26 protein-coding genes are annotated in these 23,000 nt (G+C 58.6%); 4 read left to right on the forward strand and 22 right to left on the reverse strand.

The window, feature by feature from the left end:
• Window positions 1-86: 86 nt before the first annotated feature.
• From AC1RO5_RS03260 to AC1RO5_RS03315, 12 genes are all read right to left on the reverse strand, one after another.
• Window positions 87-827 carry a Mut7-C RNAse domain-containing protein gene (locus AC1RO5_RS03260; protein ID WP_493172688.1) on the reverse strand — a complete coding sequence of 247 codons (741 nt, stop codon included), beginning with the start codon at window positions 825-827 and terminating at the stop codon, window positions 87-89.
• Window positions 828-952: 125 nt separating this feature from the next.
• Window positions 953-1,717 (reverse strand): ABC transporter ATP-binding protein, encoded by a 765-nt coding sequence (locus AC1RO5_RS03265; protein ID WP_046031503.1) that lies wholly within the window; start codon window positions 1,715-1,717, stop codon window positions 953-955.
• Window positions 1,718-1,733: 16 nt separating this feature from the next.
• Window positions 1,734-2,444 (reverse strand): ABC transporter permease, encoded by a 711-nt coding sequence (locus AC1RO5_RS03270; RefSeq protein ID WP_493172691.1) that lies wholly within the window; start codon window positions 2,442-2,444, stop codon window positions 1,734-1,736.
• Window positions 2,441-3,169, reverse strand: coding sequence for an ABC transporter permease (locus AC1RO5_RS03275; protein ID WP_258669065.1), 729 nt, complete (start codon window positions 3,167-3,169; stop codon window positions 2,441-2,443). Before AC1RO5_RS03275 ends, AC1RO5_RS03270 begins: the two co-directional genes overlap by 4 nt.
• A gap of 55 nt (window positions 3,170-3,224) precedes the next feature.
• Window positions 3,225-4,007 (reverse strand): transporter substrate-binding domain-containing protein, encoded by a 783-nt coding sequence (locus AC1RO5_RS03280; protein WP_493172693.1) that lies wholly within the window; start codon window positions 4,005-4,007, stop codon window positions 3,225-3,227.
• Between the two features lie 429 nt (window positions 4,008-4,436).
• On the reverse strand, window positions 4,437-5,096 hold the full coding sequence (locus tag AC1RO5_RS03285) for an aspartate/glutamate racemase family protein (protein ID WP_493172695.1): 660 nt from the start codon (window positions 5,094-5,096) through the stop codon (window positions 4,437-4,439).
• Window positions 5,097-5,147: 51 nt separating this feature from the next.
• On the reverse strand, window positions 5,148-5,915 hold the full coding sequence (gene phnE, locus AC1RO5_RS03290) for a phosphonate ABC transporter, permease protein PhnE (protein WP_493172697.1): 768 nt from the start codon (window positions 5,913-5,915) through the stop codon (window positions 5,148-5,150).
• Complete coding sequence (gene phnE / locus AC1RO5_RS03295) at window positions 5,912-6,739, reverse strand: phosphonate ABC transporter, permease protein PhnE (RefSeq protein ID WP_493172699.1); 828 nt, start codon at window positions 6,737-6,739, stop codon at window positions 5,912-5,914. The genes phnE (AC1RO5_RS03290) and phnE (AC1RO5_RS03295) overlap by 4 nt, the downstream gene beginning before the upstream one ends.
• Window positions 6,733-7,530: a phosphonate ABC transporter ATP-binding protein gene (locus AC1RO5_RS03300; protein ID WP_493172701.1), complete on the reverse strand. Its 798-nt coding sequence runs from the start codon at window positions 7,528-7,530 to the stop codon at window positions 6,733-6,735. The genes phnE (AC1RO5_RS03295) and AC1RO5_RS03300 overlap by 7 nt, the downstream gene beginning before the upstream one ends.
• Window positions 7,527-8,378 carry a putative selenate ABC transporter substrate-binding protein gene (locus AC1RO5_RS03305; RefSeq protein WP_493172703.1) on the reverse strand — a complete coding sequence of 284 codons (852 nt, stop codon included), beginning with the start codon at window positions 8,376-8,378 and terminating at the stop codon, window positions 7,527-7,529. The genes AC1RO5_RS03300 and AC1RO5_RS03305 overlap by 4 nt, the downstream gene beginning before the upstream one ends.
• Window positions 8,379-8,524: 146 nt before the next feature.
• Window positions 8,525-9,064, reverse strand: coding sequence for a hypothetical protein (locus AC1RO5_RS03310; protein ID WP_493172705.1), 540 nt, complete (start codon window positions 9,062-9,064; stop codon window positions 8,525-8,527).
• A gap of 36 nt (window positions 9,065-9,100) precedes the next feature.
• Window positions 9,101-9,583: a hypothetical protein gene (locus tag AC1RO5_RS03315; protein WP_493172707.1), complete on the reverse strand. Its 483-nt coding sequence runs from the start codon at window positions 9,581-9,583 to the stop codon at window positions 9,101-9,103.
• Between the two features lie 259 nt (window positions 9,584-9,842).
• On the opposite strand from AC1RO5_RS03315, the gene AC1RO5_RS03320 reads away from it, so the two are divergent.
• On the forward strand, window positions 9,843-10,541 hold the full coding sequence (locus tag AC1RO5_RS03320; RefSeq protein WP_493172709.1) for a hypothetical protein: 699 nt from the start codon (window positions 9,843-9,845) through the stop codon (window positions 10,539-10,541).
• Window positions 10,542-10,733: 192 nt separating this feature from the next.
• On the opposite strand, the gene AC1RO5_RS03325 is transcribed toward AC1RO5_RS03320, so the two are convergent.
• Complete coding sequence (locus tag AC1RO5_RS03325) at window positions 10,734-11,396, reverse strand: NADPH-dependent F420 reductase (protein WP_493173210.1); 663 nt, start codon at window positions 11,394-11,396, stop codon at window positions 10,734-10,736.
• Between the two features lie 101 nt (window positions 11,397-11,497).
• On the opposite strand from AC1RO5_RS03325, the gene AC1RO5_RS03330 reads away from it, so the two are divergent.
• A complete protein-coding gene (locus tag AC1RO5_RS03330; protein ID WP_493172710.1) occupies window positions 11,498-12,394 on the forward strand; it encodes a LysR family transcriptional regulator in 897 nt (298 codons plus the stop codon).
• A gap of 213 nt (window positions 12,395-12,607) precedes the next feature.
• Here AC1RO5_RS03330 and AC1RO5_RS03335 read toward each other — a convergent pair whose 3' ends face one another.
• Both AC1RO5_RS03335 and AC1RO5_RS03340 read right to left on the reverse strand, forming a co-directional pair.
• A complete protein-coding gene (locus AC1RO5_RS03335) occupies window positions 12,608-12,871 on the reverse strand; it encodes a hypothetical protein (protein ID WP_493172712.1) in 264 nt (87 codons plus the stop codon).
• A gap of 37 nt (window positions 12,872-12,908) precedes the next feature.
• Window positions 12,909-13,349 (reverse strand): hypothetical protein, encoded by a 441-nt coding sequence (locus tag AC1RO5_RS03340; protein WP_493172714.1) that lies wholly within the window; start codon window positions 13,347-13,349, stop codon window positions 12,909-12,911.
• 771 nt (window positions 13,350-14,120) lie between these two features.
• Here AC1RO5_RS03340 and AC1RO5_RS03345 point away from each other — a divergent pair.
• Window positions 14,121-14,654 (forward strand): hypothetical protein, encoded by a 534-nt coding sequence (locus AC1RO5_RS03345; RefSeq protein ID WP_493172716.1) that lies wholly within the window; start codon window positions 14,121-14,123, stop codon window positions 14,652-14,654.
• A gap of 5 nt (window positions 14,655-14,659) precedes the next feature.
• Here AC1RO5_RS03345 and AC1RO5_RS03350 read toward each other — a convergent pair whose 3' ends face one another.
• The 7 genes from AC1RO5_RS03350 to AC1RO5_RS03380 form a co-directional block, all read right to left on the reverse strand.
• On the reverse strand, window positions 14,660-14,947 hold the full coding sequence (locus AC1RO5_RS03350; RefSeq protein WP_493173212.1) for a DUF7693 family protein: 288 nt from the start codon (window positions 14,945-14,947) through the stop codon (window positions 14,660-14,662).
• Between the two features lie 79 nt (window positions 14,948-15,026).
• A complete protein-coding gene (locus AC1RO5_RS03355; RefSeq protein WP_493172718.1) occupies window positions 15,027-16,058 on the reverse strand; it encodes an HlyD family secretion protein in 1,032 nt (343 codons plus the stop codon).
• A gap of 6 nt (window positions 16,059-16,064) precedes the next feature.
• Window positions 16,065-17,561: an MFS transporter gene (locus AC1RO5_RS03360; RefSeq protein WP_493172720.1), complete on the reverse strand. Its 1,497-nt coding sequence runs from the start codon at window positions 17,559-17,561 to the stop codon at window positions 16,065-16,067.
• 71 nt (window positions 17,562-17,632) lie between these two features.
• Complete coding sequence (locus AC1RO5_RS03365; protein ID WP_493172722.1) at window positions 17,633-19,168, reverse strand: efflux transporter outer membrane subunit; 1,536 nt, start codon at window positions 19,166-19,168, stop codon at window positions 17,633-17,635.
• A gap of 114 nt (window positions 19,169-19,282) precedes the next feature.
• Window positions 19,283-19,684 carry a cupin domain-containing protein gene (locus AC1RO5_RS03370; protein WP_493172724.1) on the reverse strand — a complete coding sequence of 134 codons (402 nt, stop codon included), beginning with the start codon at window positions 19,682-19,684 and terminating at the stop codon, window positions 19,283-19,285.
• 197 nt (window positions 19,685-19,881) lie between these two features.
• Window positions 19,882-20,361, reverse strand: coding sequence for a carboxymuconolactone decarboxylase family protein (locus AC1RO5_RS03375; protein WP_493172726.1), 480 nt, complete (start codon window positions 20,359-20,361; stop codon window positions 19,882-19,884).
• A gap of 76 nt (window positions 20,362-20,437) precedes the next feature.
• Window positions 20,438-21,187: an SDR family oxidoreductase gene (locus AC1RO5_RS03380; protein ID WP_493172728.1), complete on the reverse strand. Its 750-nt coding sequence runs from the start codon at window positions 21,185-21,187 to the stop codon at window positions 20,438-20,440.
• A gap of 226 nt (window positions 21,188-21,413) precedes the next feature.
• Between AC1RO5_RS03380 and AC1RO5_RS03385 the strand changes: the two genes are divergently transcribed.
• Window positions 21,414-22,988: a winged helix-turn-helix domain-containing tetratricopeptide repeat protein gene (locus tag AC1RO5_RS03385; protein ID WP_493172730.1), complete on the forward strand. Its 1,575-nt coding sequence runs from the start codon at window positions 21,414-21,416 to the stop codon at window positions 22,986-22,988.
• Window positions 22,989-23,000 lie beyond the last annotated feature (12 nt).

The following is a 23,000-nucleotide window of genomic DNA, read 5'->3' on the forward strand; positions in this document are numbered from 1 at the left end:
GTCATTCGAAGGACCGCTTCTGGTCGTTATCGACCTGATGCAAAAGCCAGTAATCCCTGGCAACGCAGCTGGCCCGATGCACTCGGCTATCGATCCAGCAGAGGTGCCAACAGTGCACACATGCCGCGCCAGTGCGAACCCTCCCAGTAAATTCGTTGGCAGGCGTCGCAGCGCAGGAAGTGCGAATAGAGGACGCCAACGCGTGGCGGCACCTGCGGGCGGGCCAGTTCCGGGCTGATTTCGTGCAGCGGCAGGTTGCAATGAAGGCACAGGCTGAATGGCCGCGCGCTACGCGCCAGGTCGAGGCGCTCGTACAATTCGCGCAGCTGCAGCGACGGTTTCAGGGCATGCACGTAACAGCCGTGGCTGATGATCCGCCGCTTGAGCAGTTCGCGGTCGCGGGTTAGCACGATGCGTCCGTGCTGCGCAGCGATCTCGGCGATCTCGCCATCCTCGAAGCCATTGTCGTAGAGGGTGTCGAAGCCGCTCATGCGCAGCAGGCTCGCCAGCCCGCCAAGGTGCGCATCAGCAACGAAGCGCAGCACCCGTAAAGGTTGCGCACGAACCTTGAGCAGCGGGCTGATGTCCAGCGCTTCGAACTTGGGATACACAGCCAGCCGGTCACCGTCGAAGATCACCCGCTCGAAGCCCACCGACTCGCCGTTGAGCAGCACCATCTCGACCTCGGTGTGCGGTATCCCGAGCGCCTCGATCATGTGCTTGACCGTCGCCCCTTGCGCGCACTCGCAAGTGAAGGACTGCCGCCGCCGTTCAGCCGGCAGGAAATCGTTGAGCTCTTCGTAGAAGCGGAAAGTTGCACGGGTCATGCTGAACAGTATGGCAGGGCTGCAGGAAGAATGAGTACAGCTGCTCGGCAGAGGGCAGGAGGGATGGACTATCAGGTTGAGCCAGTGCCTTCGAGCGACCCTGCGATCGCTCGAAGGCGCTCCGGTTACTTCAGGTTGCCGCTGAGGAATTGCTGCAGGCGCTCGCTTTTTGGGTTGCCCAATACGTCCTCGGGCGCACCTTGCTCTTCAACCCGCCCCTGGTGCAGGAACAGCACCTGGTTCGACACTTTGCGCGCAAAGCTCATTTCGTGGGTCACCATTATCATCGTGCGGCCTTCTTCGGCCAGACCCTGGATCACCTTGAGCACTTCGCCCACCAGTTCCGGGTCCAGGGCCGACGTCGGCTCGTCGAACAACATGATCTCCGGTTCCATGCTCAGGGCACGGGCAATGGCGACCCGTTGCTGCTGACCACCCGAGAGAAACGCCGGGTATTGATCTGCAACCCGTGCTGGCAAACCGACCTTGTCCAGGTAGCGCCGGGCGCGATCCTCTGCGTCCTTCTTGCTGACGCCCAGCACCCGGCGTGGAGCCATGGTGATGTTTTCCAGCACCGTCATGTGGCTCCACAGGTTGAAGTGCTGGAACACCATCGCCAGGCGAGTGCGGATGCGTTGCAGTTCGTTGGCGTCAGCCACGCGCATGCCGTGGCGGTCATGGACCATTTGAATCGGCTGGTTGTCCAGGCTCATGGCGCCGTCGTTGGGCGTTTCCAGGAAGTTGATGCAACGCAGAAAGGTGCTCTTGCCCGAACCACTGGCGCCGATCAGGCTGATCACATCGCCGGTCTTGGCGTTTAGCGAAACGCCCTTGAGGACTTCATGGTTGCCGTAACTTTTGTGCAGGTTTTCAACGGTCAATTTGTACATGAACAAGCATCCTGAATTAGTGAGCCGGGCCGAGGAAAGACAACCAACGGCGTTCAGCCAGGCGGAACAGACCGACCAGGGAGAAAGTAACTGCCAGGTAGATCAACGCGGCGAGGCCGAACGACTGGAAGGTCAGGAAGGTCGCCGAGTTGGCGTCCCGCGCGACTTTCAGGATGTCCGGGATGGTCGCGGTGAAGGCCACGGTGGTCGAGTGCAGCATCAGAATCACTTCGTTGCTGTAGTAAGGCAGCGAGCGACGTAGGGCGGACGGCATGATCACGTAGGTGTACAGCTTCCAGCCGGTCAGCCCGTAGGCTTTGGCCGCTTCGACTTCACCGTGGTTCATGCTGCGAATCGCCCCGGCGAAGATCTCCGTGGTGTAGGCGCAGGTGTTCAGGGCGAAGGCGAGGATGGTGCAGTTCATCGCATCGCGAAAGAACGCATCCAGTACTGGCTGGGCACGCACCGCGGCCAGGCTGTAAATGCCGGTGTAACAGATCAGCAGCTGGATATACAGCGGCGTACCGCGAAACAGATAGGTGTAGAACTGCACCGGCCAGCGCACCCAGATATTGGTCGAGACCCGGGCAATCGACAGCGGGATCGACATCACAAAGCCGAAGAGGATCGAGGCACTGAGCAGCCAGAGGGTCATGGCCAGCCCGGTGATGTGATTGCCGTCCTGGAACAGGAAAGGTTTCCAGTATTCCTGCAGTAGCTCGATCATCGCACGGCCTCCCGGGTGCCTGCGGCGTAGAAGTTTTCCATCCGGCGCAAGACGTAGTTCGAAACGGTGGTTATCACCAGATAAATCAAGGCGGCCAGAATCAGGAAGAAGAACAGCTGATAGGTGCTCTTGCCTGCGTCCTGGGCCACCTTGACCAGATCGGCCAAGCCAATGATCGACACCAGCGCGGTGGCCTTGAGGATCACCATCCAGTTATTACCGATGCCCGGCAGGGCAAAACGCATCATTTGCGGGAACACCACCAGGCGAAAGCGCTGAGCGCGGGTCAGGCCGTAGGCGGTAGCCGCTTCCATCTGACCTCGCGGTACGGCAAGGATGGCGCCACGGAAGGTTTCGGTGAAATAAGCCCCGTAGATGAAGCCCAGAGTAATGACCCCAGCGCTAAAGGGGTTGATCTCGATGTATTCCCATTCCATGAAATCGGTAAACAAGGACAGCCAGGTTTGCAGGCTGTAGAAGATCAATAGCATCAGCACCAGGTCCGGCACCCCGCGAATCAGCGTGGTGTAGGCCTGCGCAGGGACGCGCAGCAGTGCCGATTTCGAAAGCTTGGCGCTGGCGCCGATCAGGCCCAGGCCAACGCTCACCAGCAAGCACAGAAAGGATAATTTGACAGTCATCCAGGAGCCTTGCAGCAACAACGGGCCGAAACCCTGAAGGCTAAAGTCTGACAGCCCAAGAATCTGCAATAGGTTTTCTAGCATTGAGCAGCCCTACGTCAATCAAAAAAGAGCCCATCCGGAAATGGGCGCAGGGTCATTATTTGCCGCTGTAGAGATTCAGATCGCCAAAGTGCTTCTGCTGGACGGCCGCATAGGTGCCATTGTCGTGCAGTGCCTTGATACCTTTGTTCAGCAAGGCCTGGAGCTCGGCGTTGCCTTTGACGAGACCCACGGCGGTCTTGGCTGGAAGCAGGGGGTTTTCGACCGGCTCGCTGACTTGGAAGTTGGCGCCTGGTGGCGACTTCAGGAAGCCCAGTTCGGCTTGCAGCATGTCCTGGATCGAGGCATCGAGGCGTCCGGAGATCAGGTCAGCGTACACCTGGTCCTGGTTGGCGTAGGCCTGGGTCTCTACTCCGGCCTTGTCCAGCACGGCCTTGGCGTAGGCCTCCTGGATGGTGCCTTGCTCGTAACCGACTTTCTTGCCCTTGAGGGAGGCCGGGTCGGTGCCGATGACCGCGCCTTTCTTGAATACCAGCGCGGTCGGGCCAGAGAACAGCTCGTTCGAGAAATCGATGACTTTCTCACGCGCCGGCGTGACGGTCATGGAAGAGATCACGCCATCGAACTTGTTGGCCTTGAGGCCGGGAATCATGCCGTCGAAGTCGCTTTCAACCCATTTGCACTTGACCTTCAGCTCAGCGCAGATCGCGTTGCCCAGGTCGATGTCGAAGCCCACCAGGCCGCCATCGGCGGCCTTGGATTCGAACGGCGCATAAGAGGGGTCGACGCCAAAGCGCAACTCCTTGTACTCCTTGGCCAGCGCAGAACCGGCAGCCACACACAAAGCCAATGCAGAAAGAGTGAGAAATGCTTTTTTCATTATTTTATTCCCAAGGACCATCGAAAACGCTTGTGCCGCAAGAGCGCGTGTACTGCGTGGCAAAGTGTCTTATGCACACGCAAGTACTTGTACAGACAAGCATATGCAATCACCCGGCCAATTCGCGGATTGGGCGTTTGAGAAAGCGCCTACAGCGCTCTGGGATGGGCTTGGCAGGCAGGTGAGCGCTGGGGGGAGGCAGCCTGCGAGGCTGTTACCTAAGCAGCTTTTTACACCCGGCTGGGGAATGCGGTAACAAATTGTGAGAGGGGTCCCGACTTCCTGGTTCAATCCTTGATGTGAACAAAAAAATCCCGGAAGCATTTTCTGTTTCCGGGATTTTTTCGTTGTTACGCAGTGAAGATGCGGTGATCCCGTCGGCGGTGTTGGCGCGCGGGCGATTTATTCATTTTATGTTTTGCACAAGCATCACGCTTCCAGAAGGCTACGAAGTTTCAAGATGGCACTGTCGGGCGTGGTCAGAACGGGGTGGCCGCTTGCCTGACTTGCCTGTTGTGCAGCACGGGCCATGGAAAATTGCGCGAAGCACAGCAGTTCGCCGTTTGTGACCGTACGAGCCATATCCGTAATCAATTGGTCATGACGATCGGCGTTGCCCTTGCGCAGTTCGTCGAATGCCTCAGGGCAGACATGTGCAGAGAGTTCGATCGCCACGCCTTGTTGCCGCGCGAAGCTTTGAAACTCCTCGGTCATTGATGTGATTGCCAGAGGGAATGTCGACAGGATGGAGATTTTCCGGCTTCGTTGAATGGCCTCCTCAATCATGGCTTCGTTCGGCTTGAGGATCGGGATATTCAGGGAGCGTTTACACAAATCAATGGCATCGCCGAATGCCGAGCAGGTAAACAAAATCGCGTCTGCGCCTGACTCTGCGGCATAAGTGGCGAGCTTCAAAAACCGTTGGCTCATCGCCGGAGTGAGTTCACCGGCGTCTGCCAGATCGCGGGAAAGAGAGTCCTCCAACAGATTCGCCAATCTGGCCTCAGGCCAAAGCCGAGAGAAGGCCTCGGTTATCGGCGCGATGGACAGAGGCGTGGCATGGATCAAATAGATGAGCGGTGCAGGCATGACGTTTCCCAGGGCTGTAGGGGGGCAGATATATCCGTTCCGCGAAAAAACTCAGGCCTTGACCCAACGCTGACGGCTCCAGCTGCTCAATGTATCGACAGCCAATACCAGTAACAACATCGCCAGGATAACCGTGCTGGCTTGAGCTTCCTGAAACAGGCTGAGGCTGACATAGAGCATTTGCCCCAAACCTCCGGCGCCGACGAAGCCGAGCACACTGGCCATGCGGATGTTGTTTTCCCAGCGGTACAGGATGTAGGCCAGTAGCTGTGGCAGCAGGTTGGGCAGGGTGCCGTAACAGAAAGCCCATATGGCATTGGCGCCCTGCAAGCGGATCGCGTCGGCGGGTTCGGGTGGCGTGTTTTCCAGTGCTTCGGCGAACAACCGGCCGAGCACGCCGGTGGTGTGCAGGGCTAATGCCAAGGTGCCGGCGTTGGGGCCGAGCCCGGCGGCCAGGACCATCAGCGCGGCCCATACCAGTTCCGGCACCGCGCGCAAAGCGTTGAGCACCAGACGTGACGCGCTCTGCAAAGGCCAGCCGTAGCGCCCGGCCGCGGGCAATGCCAATAACAGGCCGAATACCGCCGCGAGCAGGGTGCCAAGGGCAGACATGGCAAGGGTTTCCAGGGCGCCGTGGCCGATGGCTTGCAGATGACCCGGGCTCAGGTCCGGGCTGAGAAAACGTTGGGCATAAGCGCCCATCTGTTTCAGGTTGCCGGTGCCGCCGAGCTCGCCGAGGTCGATGCCCAGGTAGATGAACGAGGCGACGACCGCTGCGCCGATGCACAGGAGCAGTGCCAGGTTGAACAGGCGATTCATGTCAGCCTCCAGCGCAGCAGGCGGCTGAGTTGATCGGCGAGCAGCACCAGGACGAGGAACGTCAGTAACAGACTGGCTACTTCACCACCGGCGAACATGCGCAACGACAGATCCATTTGCTGGCCCAGGCCGCCGGCGCCGACGAAGCCCATCACCACCGAGGCACGGATTGCGCATTCCCAGCGGTACACCGTGTACGACAGCAGTTCCGCAGCGACATTGGGCAGGATCCCGTAGCAAAAGGCGGCGAGCCGACCGCTGCCGGACTGCAGTAGCGCGTGTACCGGACGCTGGTCGACTGACTCGAAAATTTCCGCGTAGACCTTGCCCAACATGCCGCTGTAGGTGATGGCAATGGCCAGTACCCCGGCAGTCGGGCCGAGGCCGACGGCGCGCACGAACAGCAAGGCCCAGACGATTTCCGGCACGCTGCGCAGGAAGATCAGTAAACCGCGTATGGGCCAACGCAGCAGTTGGCCCCAATAGCTCGGGTGGCCAGCGCGGGAGGCGGCAGACAGCGACAGAGCACGACTGGCGAGCAGGCCGGCGGGAACAGCCAACAGCAACGCCAGGGCCATGCCGGCCGTGGCGATGGCCAGGGTCTGCAGGGTGGCCTGCAACAACAACTGGATGAACTCGTCGCCATGGGCCGGTGGCCAGAAGGCGGATACAAAGCGGCCCATCTCGCTCTGACTGTCACTCGCCACCAGTACGCTCAGGTCCAGCTCGCTGAAGCGGATGCCGGGCCACAGCAAGGCAAGGGCCAGCAAGGTGAGCAGCAGGCGCGGCAGGGCGGCCGGATCGCGGGTGCCAGACGTCAGCATCGGGGAATCTGCACGCTCAAGGGGGGCAGAGGAGCCGGCGAGGATTGCAACTGTTCATTAGCGTAGAGCTTGTCGAGCAGCTCGCGGTCGACGGCGCTGGCCGCAAGGTCGAACAGGATCTGTCCATCACGCAAGCCGATGATCCGCGAAAAGTGCGCCAGGGCCAGCTCCACCGCATGCAGACTGGCGACCAAGGTGACGTTCTGTTCCCGGGCATGGCGGCACAGAACCGAAAGCGTGTGCTCGGCCAACACCAGGTCCATGGCCGATACCGGCTCATCGGCCAGCAACACTTCGGGTGCTTGATACAACACGCGGGCAATGCCCACACGCTGTAGCTGTCCACCGGACAGTTGCTGGCAATGCGCGAACAGCTTGTCACTCAGGTCCAGCCTGGCCAATGCCGCGCGTGCGCCTGGAATATCCAGCGGATGCAGCAGGTTCAGCAGGCTCTTGCCCAGACCCCACTGACCCAGCTTGCCGGCCAGAACCGCGGTGACCACGCGTTGGCGCGGGGGCAGGGGAGGCGCCTGATGGATCAGACCGATGCGCGCGCGCAGCCGCTGACGCTGACGGGCGGAAAGCTGCCAGACGCGCTCGCCAAGCACCTGCAACTCGCCGTTGCCCGGTCGCAGGGCGGTGGCCAGCAGATTGAGCAAGCTCGACTTACCCGCGCCGGACGGACCGATGATCGCGACCTGTTCGCGTGCACCGATGTGCAGGTCCACGCCACGCAGCGCCTGGACACCGTTGGCGTGGGTAACGCTGACCTGGCTCAGATGCAATGTCATTTGAGCAGTTCGGCGGCGCGTGCGGCTTCCTCGATGCCCTTGTAGTTCTCAGGCTTGGTTTCGATGAAGCGGCTGGCGGCCTGCAGGTCCAGAATCTCCTTATCCCTCGGGTTCGCCGGATCGAGCGCCAGGAACGCAGCCTTTATCTTGGCCGCCAGCGCCGGGTCGAGAGTTCCGCGCACCGTCCAGTTGTAGTCGAAGTACGCTGGGGTGGTCGAAAACACTTTGACCTTGGTGGTATCGACCTTGCCGGCGGCGACCAGTTTTTCCCACACGCTGGCGTTAAGCACCCCGGCGTCCACCTTGCCGGCCTGGACCCAGGCAACGGTGGCGTCATGGGCGCCGGAGTAGCCCACGCGGCTAAAGTACGTTTCCGGCTTGATGCCATCCTTGAGCATGAAATAGCGCGGCATCAGACTGCCGGAAGTCGAGGACACCGAGCCGAAGGCAAAGGTCTTGCCCTTGAGGTCGGCGAGGGACTTGACGGCTGGGTCGGCGGTGATGAATTTGCTGGTGAATTGGGCGTCCTGTTCACGCTGCACCAGCGGAATGGCATTACCGGTTTTCAGGCGTGCCTGCACGAACGTGAAGCCGCCCAGCCAGGCCAGGTCGATGCGATCGGTAGCCAGCGCCTCGACCACCGCCGGATAGTCGCTCACGGGTACGAACTCGACCTTCATGCCCAATTGTTGTTCCAGATAAGCGCCAAGCGGCTTGAACTTGCGCAGCAGTTCGGTAGGGGCTTCATCGGGAATCGCGCTGACTTTCAGGGTCTCGGCGGCTTGCGCCAGCAGGGTGCAAAAAGACAAGGACAAGCCGACGGCCACTGCCAGGGTACGCTTGAGCATGGAAGATCTCCGGTGCATTTACGGAAGAATGTCGAGGCGCCTGGCGCAAGCTGATTGCTGCGTGGCGCTTTGTGAGGGTAGCCGAAATGGAGCGAAATTGACTGCTTTTGGGCTATTGCTGTTTGTTGCGAAGGCCCCCCCAAATTTTATCGTCGTATCCGTGCGGATTCCATCAAGGCATTTGCAGCACTCTGCCGAATAACCCTGCAAAGTTTTTCCACCGCTGCATTATTAATAATGCAAATATTGGAATTTAATATAATCCTGTTCAGATCATCATCTGAGACAGTCGCATCGATATGTCGTATCGCCCAATTTTGAAAGTCAGGGTATGTTTTTGCAAGTGTGACAAATGTACCAAACTGATCCCATCTTTGGGCGAAGAGGTTCGCCACGGCTTCAGAGTAGCCTTCGCCAAGCTCACCATCATCACAAGAAGCGAAGACTCTCTGATGCTTAAAAAGGGAAGACCAATCTCCGCGCGCATCAACTAACAAAGACCCTGCTCGGCTATTCATCTCGGGAGGGCAGTTCCCGTATGCCGAAGCCTGAGAGAATGGCACACATCCCAATCCAGGTCCGAACAACAAGACCAAGAAGGTCAGGGCGCGAGCACATAAAAAACTGAACATTTTGCGGCACCGATGCACGTTATTTAAAAGTTGTTTTTCATCGTAGGGCGTCATGCTCATTTTGTTTTAGCGGCCTGTCCGGATATTTGTTTACATGTCTCGATCTTTCGTTACATGCCATGCAAAACATTGCGCAAGATTATCAGGAATGCCTTTAGCGCTTTCCTTGATCCATGAACTAATAACCTGCTCTTCATCAGGCTTCGCCCCGCCACTCCACAGGGTTAGAAAATGATGGTTAACTGGATTTTCTGAATAAAATAAAAAAGCAGGATCTGCATTGTCTGGAGTTACATACAAAATCGTCCAGCCAAGGCTTTTAAATGATTGTAAAACTTCAACATTGTCAACGTTTAACTGGTGCCCCAATTCGATGCGTAACTTGGATGCCTCAGATGAGTTTAAACGTCGATCAACACTATCGCAGGGTGATTTAGCCCATGCATTTCGTGTGGAGAGCAAGCACAGAGTTACAATTAAGAAAGTATTAATATTTGGCATGTGCATTTTGTTGATTTTCTTTATGGTGATGCCAGGTCGGTGTTCCATGCCAAGAACTTTGAGCGAGGCCATAGGCAGCCCTCCTGTATATTAGGCACTCCATACATTTTTATTGGAAGCTCTAGTTTTGCCCCCCTGCTCAGAGTGGCTTGAGTATAGGTCAACTCCGCCTGAATCGCCCCGGGCTCCATAGACATATCTGAATGACCGCTTTTGGCCGGAAGCTGCCTGTTGCCGTAATAGCAATCGCAGCCAGCGCTCTTGATTCCCTTCAGAATTTCCTGCCGCTGACGACAACCTACGCACATTCCCTTGGTGTCGTGAGTTATTCATGAAGAAGATTGCTGTCCTGATGTTTGCCGTTCTTTTCCTTGCCGGATGTGCCAACCAGAAATTCAAGCCCGAATACCGTACCCAGATCCATACCGTGAAAGTTCTCCCGGTTGCATGGCAACCCAAACAGATGACTTACATGGGCCGTGAGCAGGCATGGGGCGCGGCGTTGGGCGCAGGTGTCGGCGCTGGAGTAGGGATGGCGGCAGGTGCATCGAACCTGACCAAGGCTGCTTTGGGTGGGGCCGGATTTGCCGCAGGTCTGAAGGCAGGCGACTTGGCGTCGATGTCGACGGTTGACGCGATTCTTTACAACATGGAGACGGCGGATATCAACCTGGGCGAGTTGGTCAAAAAGAGTTTCGAGGAGCAACTGACCGCCACCGGCCGTTACAAAATCGTGGGTGAAAACGAACCAGCCGATGCGCAGATCGAGTTGACCGTCCTGAACTGGGGTTTCGCGCTGACGCAAGGCTTCAGCAGTGTGGTGTACCCGACGATTGCCGTGAGCGGTGTCATGAAACGCGGCGAGGAGTTGATCTGGCAGCGCAATGAGCCGATCACCGCATTCAACGGCGCCAACACCTATGGCTACACGCCGTTGCGCTATCGCACCGAACCGGAGTTACTGCGTACTGCGTTGGCGGGCGTTTCGCAAATCGTAGATGGCTATCTGGTCAAAGACTTGAACGAGTAATCACCGGTCTGATTGCATCCATGTTCAAGCGTTATATCGCCAGGCAGATAATCAGCAGAGGCGGCAGGTTTCGACTGTCCGCTCCTGGCCGAATGCTGCCTGTTGCGTCGACCGGTTGAATCCACAGCCCAAAGCTGACATTGCCCGCAGTCAGCTTCAAGTCTTCTCTCGATCCAGTAGGTTGTGGGCTATTCAGCGGCGCCACGATCCCTCGGGCAATTCGACCTGCCGATGGGCCGCAGCCAAGGCAACCTTCAGCCCCTCTTTATCCAGCGGTATGCAGTAGGCGGGTTTAGCCCGTTCGAATCGCCAGCTTTCATCAAGACTGCCCGCATCTACCGCGTCGAATCCAATCTCGTCCAGCAACTTGATCACCAATGCTTTCGCCACTGGATCATCCGCAGCGATCGGCAGTGCGCGTCGCTCGGGCGCTGCTTTCGGGCGCGAGTCCTGCAACAGGTCTTGGGCGAGGATTGCATTGAACACCTTGACCACGCTGGAGTGGGGCAGATGCTCGGCGAGCAGGCGGCTGGTGGTGGTTTCGAATCGGTCGAGAGCGGCAATGTGACCGTCGCGTTCCGGGTAGTAATTATTGGCATCCAGCACGGTTTTGCCCTCTAGCCACTTGGCCGGCACGCTTCGGTAATGCTCAAGAGGAATTGCCACGAGTACAACTTCGCCAAATTGCGCTGCGTCCTCGATAGTGCCGACCTGACTGCCAGGAATGCCACTGCGCACGCTGCTCATGGTCTGCGGCCCACGTGAATTGCTGAGCATCACCTCGTGTCCCGCGGCGATGACCAATTGCGCCACTGCACGTCCGATGAAGCCCGCCCCAATAATGCCGATACGCATGTCCTTGCTCCGCTGGTTAATTAAGAGGAAACCATGATGATTGCCAACCAGTGGCAGATAAATAATCATCGGTTAGTTAGTCTCGTTACCAGGAGTGTTGAATGATGGATCGTCTGACGAGTATGGGAGCGTTTGTGATGGCGGCGGAATCCGGCTCCTATGCCAGTGCTGCCGAGCGATTGGGCCTGTCGCCGCAGATGGTGGCCAAGCATGTTGCCGCGCTTGAGCAGCGGCTAGGTGCGCGGCTGCTGAACCGGACCACCCGACGCCAGAGCCTGACTGAGTTGGGCAGTGCTTACTACGAACGCTGTAAGCACATTTTGAGCGAGGCTCAGGCTGCCGACTCCCTTGCGCAGATCATGAACGACACCCCGCGCGGCAAACTGAAAATCAGCGCTCCCGTCACGTTCGGCTCCTATAGCCTCATGCCCTTTGTGACGGAGTTTTTGCGTCAACACCCGGAAGTCGAAATCGATCTGCATTTGACCGATCGCTTCGTCGATCTGGTGGAGGAGGGTTATGAAGTGACGTTCAGAATTGGCCCGTTGACCGCGTCCAGTTTGACCGCCAGGCCGTTGGCGCCTTATCGGTTGGTAGCCTGTGCGGCACCGAGCTATCTGATCGACCGCGGAGTGCCGCAAATACCGGATGATCTGAAGAACCATGAGTGTCTGGGGTATGCCTATTGGTCCCGGCCGGCCGACCGCGAATGGGTATTCTGCAAAGGCTCCGCAGTTGAACGGGTACAAGTCGTTAGTCGATTGCAGGTCAACGAGAGCAAAGCACTGCTGTCGGCAGCGCTGGACGGGTTCGGGATTGTCCTTGGCCCCGAAGACTTTCTTGAATCCGCGTTGCGCAGCGGCGAGTTAGTTCGGCTGTTAGCTGATTACGAAGCACCGAGCCGACAAATGCATTTGCTCTACACGGCCAATCGTCAGAGAACAGCCAAACTCCGACGATTTATCGATGCTGCGCTCGTCCGCTTTGGTGCTCCTTGAGCAGGCTTTTGAGGGCAGAAAGCAAGGCAAGTGCGAAGGCGGATACGACGTGTATAACTGGCTGTGGACCCGGTCGGACAACGGGCGCGTCAACAGGATTGATGCGGGTCAAATAACCAGCTGCTAGTCGCACTTTTGATACCGCTTCTGATCAGAAGCTGCTTCACGTACTGAGGCAGTCAGACAACGGATATGGCCACCTTGAACGGCTGCCTATGAGCTAGAGGCAGGATGAATAAGCCAGACATATTGCGCCAGCAGTGCCGCAACCATACCGATTCCTCCTTGAATGCGTACCCATCGAACAGCCGTTTTACTACCAAGCGATTCGCTTGTAATACTGAATATGGTTTTCATGTACCACATCCAGATGCGACTTTGTTGTACATAAGCGAGCACGCGTTCCGGTGCAAACGCCATTGCAGTCGATATGAATACACACCACAAAATAGTCAATAACAGGAACAGCCTGAGCATTTATGCCTCCCGTTGCGCTTCCCCAATGCTTTGTTGGCTAGTAACCACCATATACCTCGCCCCGCTGCTGAAGGGCGACGAAAGCCGCTGCTGTTATCTGCTGATCTGTCCAGTTTCTGGTTAACCATATGGTCAGAGCCGCGCCGGATAGGTGCCACCACAGCATTCGCTGTGTTGAGTCCTGTTTGATCAAGTGTTCAGAGGCCACCCACCAGGCGACCTGCCTATTCCTATCGTTGTTACCTTTCAAAATGAAAAGGTCGTACAGATACGAATACGGGCTCAACTGCACTATTACCGGTTCGCCTGAGCCTTTGGCGAGGCTCCATACCCACTCACGCTGTGCAGTGGATATAGCTTGAGAGGGAGGCGAAGGATACTGCGAAATTCTGTACAGACCGACCCAATAGGCACCCCAAGGCAGGATCAGTGCCAGTGCAAGAATTCCAATTAGCAAAAAGCCGACACGACGCATCATGAGGCTGAGTCCTTTTGCCTATTGTGGAGCTTTCGGTTTGGTCGGGCGTTTAGGGTGAGGGCTGTAACGTTCTATCTCTCGAAGGTATTCACGCGCTTCGCGAAAATAGTAGAGTCTCAAATGAACTCGCACGTTCTGCCTTAGCCGCCAAGTACTGTATGCACCTGCGCAAAGAAAGAAAAAAAGCAATACCAGTTGGTTGGAGTCAGATAAAAATACAGCCAGACAAATAAGTGCTACGACAATTAATTGATCAGACGTATTGAGCCACCCCCTGTTTACTTCTTGCTTTCCCAGTGCGCGAAGGGACCGTCTATACATGGAAAAAAAAAGGGCACTCAAGGCAAAGAAAACTAACCCTATGATCCAGCTTCCTGACATGGGTAAAAACACAACTTAACCCCAAAGCCAGCAAGGCAAATGCTTGTGGTGAATCCACCAAAAGGAGCATCCCACTGTTGAGCGGCGTAGCGATACAGCCTTCTTTTGATCTCGGCCTTGTGTATTTCGCGGTAGCGAGGGTTCATAGGCATGACCTGAGGCTAGCCGGCAAAAGAAGCTGTGCCTTTGGTTCTCGAGTGTATGTTAGATAGAGTTTTTGTCCAGGCGGCCCTCCCTGGTCGCCGGCATTTACCAAAGTGTGCCCCGGTTGCATGCGGGTGACGGATTTATGGAATAGTGCTTTGTAAAGGTGTACGGGCTCATGTGTCATAGTCATGTGAGCCTCGTATGAGGCGGCTCTCAACCCAGTATGGATGCGACGGACAAACAATGAACACTGCTCAACTATCGATTCGACAGTACATCAAAGCCAAGGACGGCAACCGTCCACATTTGTTACACCAGGCCTTTGCGCCAGACGCGATACTGGACATGGTCGTGCACACCGGATCCATCTCGTTTCCACCCCACGTTGAAGGCCTTGGACCTATCGGCGATGTGCTGGTCAGGCGATTCGGCCAGACCTTCGAAAACGTCTATACCTTTTGCCTGGGAGGCCCACCTGAACCGCAGGCCAAAACATTCCAGTGCAAATGGCTGGTCGGCATGTCCGACAAGCACTCCGGCGAAGCCCGGGTCGGTTGCGGTCTGTATGAATGGCAGTTCAGCCCCGAGTCGGGACTTGTCCAAAGGCTCACTATCACCATCGAGCACATGAAAACCCTGCCAGCGACTGATCTGCACTGCATCATGGAGTGGCTATCGCATCAGGATTACCCATGGTGCCGCCCGCAAGCGTTAGTGAGCAATGCTCCAGACATAGACACGCTTGAAGAGGTGATCCAGTACGTGAAACAGAGCTGATCGCGTTAGCTCAATAGCCGCTCGACCTGCGCCAACTCCCAGGTGCTCAGCAAACTGACCGGGTCAGTGCCGTAACGCCAGGCCTGGAGCGTGCCCTCGCGACCGTCCGGGCTCCGGCAGTGTTGGCAGTGGTGCAAGCGGTTGCCGTCGAAGTCGAGGGTCAGACGCCAGCCTTCGATATCGACCTGTACCTGACCGGGTTCACACGGTTCGTGGAGGCGCCGCAACGGGAGGACTTCCAGGGCGGCGTCTCGCAGGCGTTGGCAGACTTCACGGGCGGTGAGGGCGGGTATCGGGGTTAGGCTCTGCAAGGTCATTCTCATTCTAGGGAGTAACTTTTGGAGCATTGTAGCGAGACACGCCGGCGTCATATCACCGGATACGGATTTTCGGTGTCACGGACATGCCGACTCGCAGCTTCGCCACCGCAGGCTGATCGGGATCGATACGAATGCGTACGGGCAAGCGCTGGACGATCTTCGTGAAGTTGCCAGTGGCATTGTGTGGCGCAACGGCGGAGTAGGTGACTCCGCTGGCCGGTCCCAGGCTGTCCACCGTTCCTTGCAGCGTCTCACCCGGCAAGGCATCCACTTCGATATCCACGGCTTGACCCGTTTGTACGCGCGCCAGTTGCGTCTCCCTGAAGTTGGCCGTGACATAGACGGCATCGAGCGGAACAATCGCCAGCAAGGGTTTTCCGGCATTGACGAAGGCACCGATGCGTACCGATTTCTGCCCGATCGTGCCGCCGATCGGTGCAGTGATGCGGGTATAGGAAAGTTTCAGCTCCGCGGTGGCTTGTTCAGCTTGCGCGTGGGCAAGAGCCGCCCTGGCTTTCTCCAGATCAGCTTTCAGGATAACCACTTGTTGCCGAGCAGCTTGTAACCCCGCCTGGCTCTTTTCCCCACGGGCCTGTTGAATGCTCAATTGCGCTTCGGCCTGTTGCCGCGCTTGCACCGTTCCCGAGCCGTCGGTGGCCAGGTTGCGATAACGCGCCTGATTGATTCTGGCCAGCTTGAGCGCAGCGTCGTCTGCGGCAACGGCCGCTTGGGCCTGGCGTATGGCGGTTTCCTGTTGAATCAGGTGCGCTTGCAGGCTGGCGATGCTGGCCTGGGCACTGGCGACCTGGGCCTTCGCCGCGTTCACGGCCACAACGAAATCACGGTCGTCAATGATCGCGAGCAGATCGCCTTTCTTTACCAGCTGATTGTCTTCGACCAATACCGTATCAACCGTTCCCGACACCTGCGGCGCTACCGTGGTGAAGTCGGCGTGGACGTAGGCATCGTCCGTGGACTGGGTCGATGCGCTGGATTCGGGGCGATTGAGATAGAGAACACCGCCGATCGCCACTGTAAGCAGCAGCACGGTACTGATGATCCTGGCTTTCTTTGGCAAGGCCATGATGGGTTATCCGTGTGAGGAAGATGAAGGAGAGGAAGAGGGCGAGGCCACACGCACATCGGGTGCGGGGATGTAGGTCAGCCGCAGTACCAGAGGAATCAACACCAGCGCCAGAATGCCCAGCACGCGATAGGCGTCGGCGATCGACAGCACCAGCGATTGCTGACCGATGATGCTCATCAGTTGCGACGGCTCAAGCACCAGGGCGTTATCCGTCAGGGCAGCATGAACGAGCAGCATTTCCCCATGGAAACGACCGCGTACGGTCATCAGCTGTCCGACCACCGCAGCCCCCACCAGTGACCCGAAGGCGCGCAGGGTGTTGATGGTGCCGGACACGTAAGGTCCTTCGTGGGGCTGCACGACGCTGGTGACCAGAAACAGCATCGATACCACCGCCATCGGCTGGCCGAACGCTTGCAACGTTTGCACCACGACGAACTGCTCGCGGTTCCAGTCGGAGGTCAATTGCGCGCCGCAAAAACACGCCAGCGCGATCAACAACAACCCCAACGCGAACATGACTCGCGCATCGACCCACTTCTGGTACAGGAGCAGCGCCACCGCAGGCCCCAGGACCAGTTGCGGTAAGGCGACGATCAAACCGATCGAGGCCATTTGCAGGGGCCGGTAGTTCTGCAGAGGGCCGAGATAGCTGGCCGGCAAGAGTGAGCTGGACATCAGCACTACCAGCAAGCTGACGAACAGAATGCAGCCCAGTCCCAGGTTGCGGCGTCCGAGAATCTGCAATTTGATGAACGGCGAGGGGTGATACCACTCGGTCAGCAGGTAGACGGCCAGCAGGGCCAGCCCGGCCACCAGCGATAAGGTGATCAAGGGTGAGTGAAACCAGTCCAGGCGCACGCCTAGATCGAGGGCGACGGTGATCAAACCGAGCGCGGGCACACCGCAGACCATGCCGGACCAATTGGCCTGGCCAAAGCGTACGATCTGGATGGGCTCCCGCGGCAACCCCCATCCGACCAACAATCCGGCGATGATGGTCAGGGGAACGATTTGCCAGTACACCCAGCGCCAGTCGAACAGCCCATCCGTCCAGTACCCGGCCAGCCAGATCGAGAGATTGGGCGCGAAGGTCGCGGTCATCGCATACAGCGCCAGCCCGTACAGCCGGATGGGCGGGGGCAGGAATTTCAGCGCCGCCATCATCAGCAGCGGGATCGTCGTGCCGCAGGCAATGCCTTGCACAAAGCGCAAGGTCAGCAGCAGGTTCAGATCGTGGATGAAGGGCAGGATCACCGCCAGCAGCGCACACGTACCGAGCATCCACAGTTCGAAGCGACGCAGCGAAAGGGTAATGGCAAACCATGCCGCAAACGGCATGGCAATCAATTCCCCGGCACTGTACGCCGTGGTCAGCCAGGAGGCGTCATCAAGGCCAAAACCGAGTGCGCCGCGTACATCGGCCAGCGCCAATGCGCCGACACGGGTGTTCAACCCCGCCATCATGGCCGCGATGAAAATCCCGACGAGACCTGCCATGGGGCGTTTCGAGGGTTTGGCCAAGGGCGCTGCGGTAGCCGGGGCGTTCGCTGGCGACAAGGCGACGCCGTTCATTGCTCGGCCTTTGAGCGTGAAGCAACCGGCGACACAAGGGCAACCGGGTGATCCGATGAAGGTGCCGCCGAATGATCGATGCCCGCCTGCGGGTCCCAACCGCCACCCAGCGACTTGTAGAGGTTGACTACGGTGAGCGTGGCGTTGGTCGCGCTGTCATTGAGACTGGTTTGGCTGGCAAGCACGTTGAGTTGCGCCGTCAGTACGCTCAGATAGTCCGTAGCGCCTTGCTGATAGCCTCGCTGGGCAGCCTGCAGTGCCTGCTTGTTCTGTTCATACGAAACCAACAATTCACCGTGCCGGCGCTGTTGGGCAGCCCAGGCATCCAGGGCATTGTCCACTTCATGCCAGGCTCGCAATACTGTTTGCCGATAAGCCAGCGCGGCGGTTTTTTGCCGTGATTCGTTCAGCGCCAGGCGCTGCGTCAACCGCCCCCCTTGGAAGATCGGGAGGTAAACCGTCGGGCCGACGGAAAAGAAGCGCGAGTCCCAACTCGCGAGATCGCTGCTTTCGAAGGCTTCCACGCCGACTCTTCCTTTCAAACCGATACGTGGGTAGAAATCAGCCTTGGCCACACCGATGGCGGCTGTCGCGGCATGCAGTTGCGCTTCGGCACGCAGGATGTCGGGTCGCCGGTGAGCCAATTCCGAAGGGACGCCGACCGGTACGCGGGTCGGCAGTGAAGGCAAGGGCATGGCGTCACGCAGTTGCGCATCGAGCGCGCGCGGCTGTTCTCCCATTAACAACGCCAGCGCATTCATCAGGGCGTTGCGACGCTGGATCAGTTCGGGAACCAAGGCCTTGATCGTCGCCAATTGCGCGCGAGCGGACGAGGTTTCGAAGCGCGTAGCGACGCCGTTACGTTCGCGGCTTTCGGCCAGGCCGAGGGTGCGTTCGGCGATCGTCAGGTTCTGCTGCGCGATGTCCAGTTGCGCTTGCGTTCCGCGCAACTGCAAATAGGTGCGCGCCACTTCGGCGGACAAGGTCACTCGCGCCGCTTCACGGTCATACACCGTGGCTTCCAGGGTCGCCGCAGCGCCCTCGCGCGCACGTTGTGCACGGCCCCACAGATCGAGTTCCCAACTGGCATCGAAGCCAAGTTGCCAGAAATTGCTGGGGGCAGTAGGCGCTCCCAGGGCGGCGAACTTGCCATGTTCGCTGAGCCCCTCACGCGTGTAGCTGGCGTTGGCTGCCACGCTGGGCAGCAACTGCGAGGAGGTGATGCCCAGTTGCGCCCGGCTTTGTTCGATGCGTTCGGAGGCTATGTGCAGATCGAGGTTGCCAGCCTGCGCACGTGATTGCAGCTCGGCGAGTACGGTGTCGTTGAACAACAACCACCACTGGGAGGGCACTGCGGCGTCGGAAGTCAGGGCGGCGCTTGGGTGGTCCTGTCTGGGCGCCAGCACCGTTTCGTGAAGACCGTTTTCAGGCTTCACGAAGTGGGGGCCGACCATGCAGCCGGCCAGCGAGACGGCGCCTAGCGTTGCGATCGCGCACTGCCGTAATTGTGAAAGCAGCCGTTGAGAGGTCATTGCAGCGTCCTGTCGAGGAAGGGATCGCCCCAGGCCGATATCCGTTGAACTGATGATGTCGGCCGAGTAGGGCGTCACCGAGCACGCAGCTGGCCGCGTGTACGGGCGATGCTGTCAGTGCACCGGTGTAAAAATGGGCTTGCTCTTGTCCTTCAGCAGCACGACCAGAAACTTGGCGGGTTTGGTGAGGCTGGCGTTGCGCCCGACCGTGTGGATGTCGTCCGGGCCTTCGTAGAAGGTCTGGCCTGGAGTCAGCGTGACGGATTCGCCGCCGCGCACGCCCATCACAATCGAACCCTCCAGCACATAGATGAATCCGTGGGCATTGTGCCGATGCACGGGATCGCCTCCACCCGGTGGAAACTCCACCGTGATCATCACCGCTTCCTTGCCGGGGTAGTCCGCCAGCGCTTTGGTCATCAGCGGTGTTACCTGTGCCTGTGGCAATGCCTCCTGTGCGCCGGCGGTGCCGGTGGTCAACAGGAGCCCGATGGCGAACGTTCTGAAAATGGACATGGCGTGTTCCTCGTTGTCGATTACGGCAAGGGTTGATGCCGGTCAGTTAAGACGCATAACCTGTGGGAGCGAGGCTTGCCCGCGAAGAACGATGACGCGTAATACCTGAAAAACTGCGGTGCATTCTTCGCGGGCAAGCCTCGCTCCCACAGGATTTTCATCGCTCCACAGGTCGCAGCCAGAAGAGCTGTGCGTTGTCAGGACAGGCCGGACTTGTCCACGCCGAATGCCTTGTCGTACGTGCCGGGCACGACCTGGAAGCCCACGTTGATGCGGTTCCAGGCATTGATCGACATCACCAGGAAGGTCAGATCGGACAACTCCTTCTCGGACAGTTGTGTACGAACACGCTCATAGACCTCGTCAGGCACGCCATGGGCGGGAATCTGGGTGAGGATTTCGGTCCACGCCAGGGCAGCGCGTTCGCGTGGGCTGAACAGCGTTGACTCACGCCAGATGGCGACATGGTGCATCCTGAGCGGCCGCTCGCCATGGATCGTGGCTTCCTTGACGTGCATGTCCACGCAGAAGGCGCAGCCGTTGAGTTGCGATGCCCTGATATCCACGAGATCGCGCAGCGACTCCTCGATGGCGCATTGCTTGAAGGCAAAGCTGAACTCGACGAACTTCTTGAACAGCTCGGGGGATTGCTTCTGGTAATCGATGCGCTGAGTCATGGTGAATCCTCTGTGTGAGAAAAACGTAGGTGGAGACTCGATGGCGTCCTGCCTGATTAGCTGGCTGGCGCGATCCTTAAGCCGATGTGCGACTGAGCCAGTTCAGGAAGCGTGTTGGACCGATGTGCGCGTCGTCGCCCGCGACCAGGGATCGATCATTCAACTCATTGCCGAAGTAGCACGCATGCACGTCGGCAATGACCTGCCGCTTGTCGTGGTGCGCGGCAAGAAACTTGCGGGCCAGTTCGTCGAGAGGAAAGCGATCAGGTCCGCCCACCTCGACGATGCCGTTGACCGGTGCCCCGACCGCGAGATCGGCCAGCACCGCCGAGACGTCATCCGCTGCTATGGGCTGAATGAGGGCGGGCGAAAGGCGAATCGTGTCGCCGTCGGCACCCGAGTTGACAATGCCTTTGATGAACTCGAAGAACTGCGTCGAGCGCAGGATGGTGTAGGGGATCTTCGAGGCCTCGATCAGCTCTTCCTGGGCGACTTTTGCCCGGAAGTAACCGCTTTGCGGAAGACGATCAGTGCCTACGATAGAGAGCGCGACGTGGTGCTCCACGCCGGCGGCCGCTTCGGCTGCAAGCAGGTTTCGACTGGAGGTCTGGAAGAATTCCATGACGGCCCGGTCTTCAAATGAAGGAGAGTTCGCCACATCGACGACGACCTGAGCACCGGCAAGCGCTTCGGCCAGCCCCTCGCCCGTGAGGGCGTTCACGCCCGAGCGTGGCGATGCCGCCACTGTCTCGTGTCCATTGAGACGTAGCCTGCTGACAATGTTCGATCCGATCAGTCCGCTACCGCCAATAACGACAATTTTCATGTCCCGCTCCTCGGTTGGGTGTCGATCAAATTCGTTGCAGTGATCGATGTAGGGAGCATGCTCGTCAGTCGGGCGCGATACTTTGCCGAAGCCTTGGGTTTCCATTGAATTTGGCTTGGCTATTTGTCCAGGAACCCGTGTTATAAATCACGTCGCCTGGCCGTCAAACGTCGGCCGGTAACCACGGGCACGTGCCCGGCGCGTGAGTACGGGACAGGAGCCCTGAATGCTATTGGTGTTTGATGACTGCGTACTCGACCTGGACCGGCGAGAACTCCTTCGCGCCTCGCAGGTGATTGCCACTGCGCCTCAGGTTTTCGACCTGCTGGTCTACCTGGCGCAGCACCACGAGCACGTCGTCAGCAAGGACGACCTGATCAATGCGATATGGACCGGCCGAATCGTCTCTGAGTCGACCCTGGCCAGCCATATCAATGCGGTGCGCAAGGCAGTCGGCGATGACGGTCAGCAGCAGCGCGTGATTCGAACGGTGGCCCGCAAGGGATTCCGGTTCGTCGCCGACGTCAAGTCGCAGGAGGGCGTTGGCCTTGCTGGCACCGAGCCTGCCCCATCAATTCAAGCTTCTGCATCCGCGCCGGCCCTGCCTGCCAAACCGTCCATCGCGGTCTTGCCGTTCGTGAACTTGAGCGGGGACGAAGAGCAGGATTACCTGGCCGACGGCGTGGTAGGGGACATCATCGCGGCGCTGTCGCAGTATCGTTGGCTGTTTGTCGTCGCGCGCAATTCGAGCTTTACCTACAAGGCTCGTACGGTGGACGTGAAACAAGTCGGTCGCGAATTGGGCGTTCGTTATGTGCTGGAGGGCAGCTGGCGCAAAGCCAATAATCGTGTGCGCATCACGGCCCAGCTGATCGATGCGACAACCGGGGCCCACCATTGGGCGGGCCGTTTCGAAGGTGTGCTGGGAGACATCTTCGAACTGCAGGACCAGATTACCGAAAGCGTGGTCGGTGCGATCGCGCCAGAGCTTGAGCGGGCGGAGATCGAACGTGCGAGGCACACACCCACCGAAAGTCTCGACGCCTACGATTACTATCTGCGCGCAATGGCCAAGCTTCATCATGGCACCCGGGAGGCCATCGACCAGGCGCTGCCGCTCTTCCATAGGGCCATAGAGTTCGACCCGGATTTTGCATCGGCCTATGCGATGGCGGCCTGGTGTCATAGTTGGCGCAAAGCCAATCGCTGGATGACTGATCACCCACGGGAGGTCGCGGAGGGTATTCGACTCGCTCGCCGAGCAGTGGAGCTGGACAAGGGCGATGCGGTCGCTCTCACCAGAAGCGGCCATACGCTTGGCTATCTTGCTGGCGACCTCCGGGGCGGCATCGCATTGCTGGACAAGGCACTCATGCTCAATCCCAACCTCGCAGCCGCGTGGTTCCTCGGCGGGTTCCTCAGGCTCTGGCACGGCGAAACCGATGTAGCCATCGAGTACTTTACGCACGCCATGCGGTTCAGCCCCCTCGACCCGGAGCTATATAGAATGCAAGCCGGAATGGCGGTCGCGCATCTCTTCGTGGGGCGCTTTGATGCGGCGTCGTCTTGGGCGGAGAAAGCACTTCGGGATTTGCCAGGTTTTCTGTTGGCCGTCGCCATCCTCGCAGCGAGCCATGCGCTTGCCGGACGGATGGCCGAAGCGCAGCGTGCGATGGACCATTTGCGTAAGCTCGATCCTGCGTTGCATCTCTGCAATATCGCGGATTGGCTACCCATCCATCGGCCGGAGAATCTCGCCACTCTGGTGGACGGTCTACGCAAAGCGGGACTGCCGGAATAAAGGAGAATCATC

This window comes from Pseudomonas sp. GW822-FHT02G04, assembly GCF_058802085.1.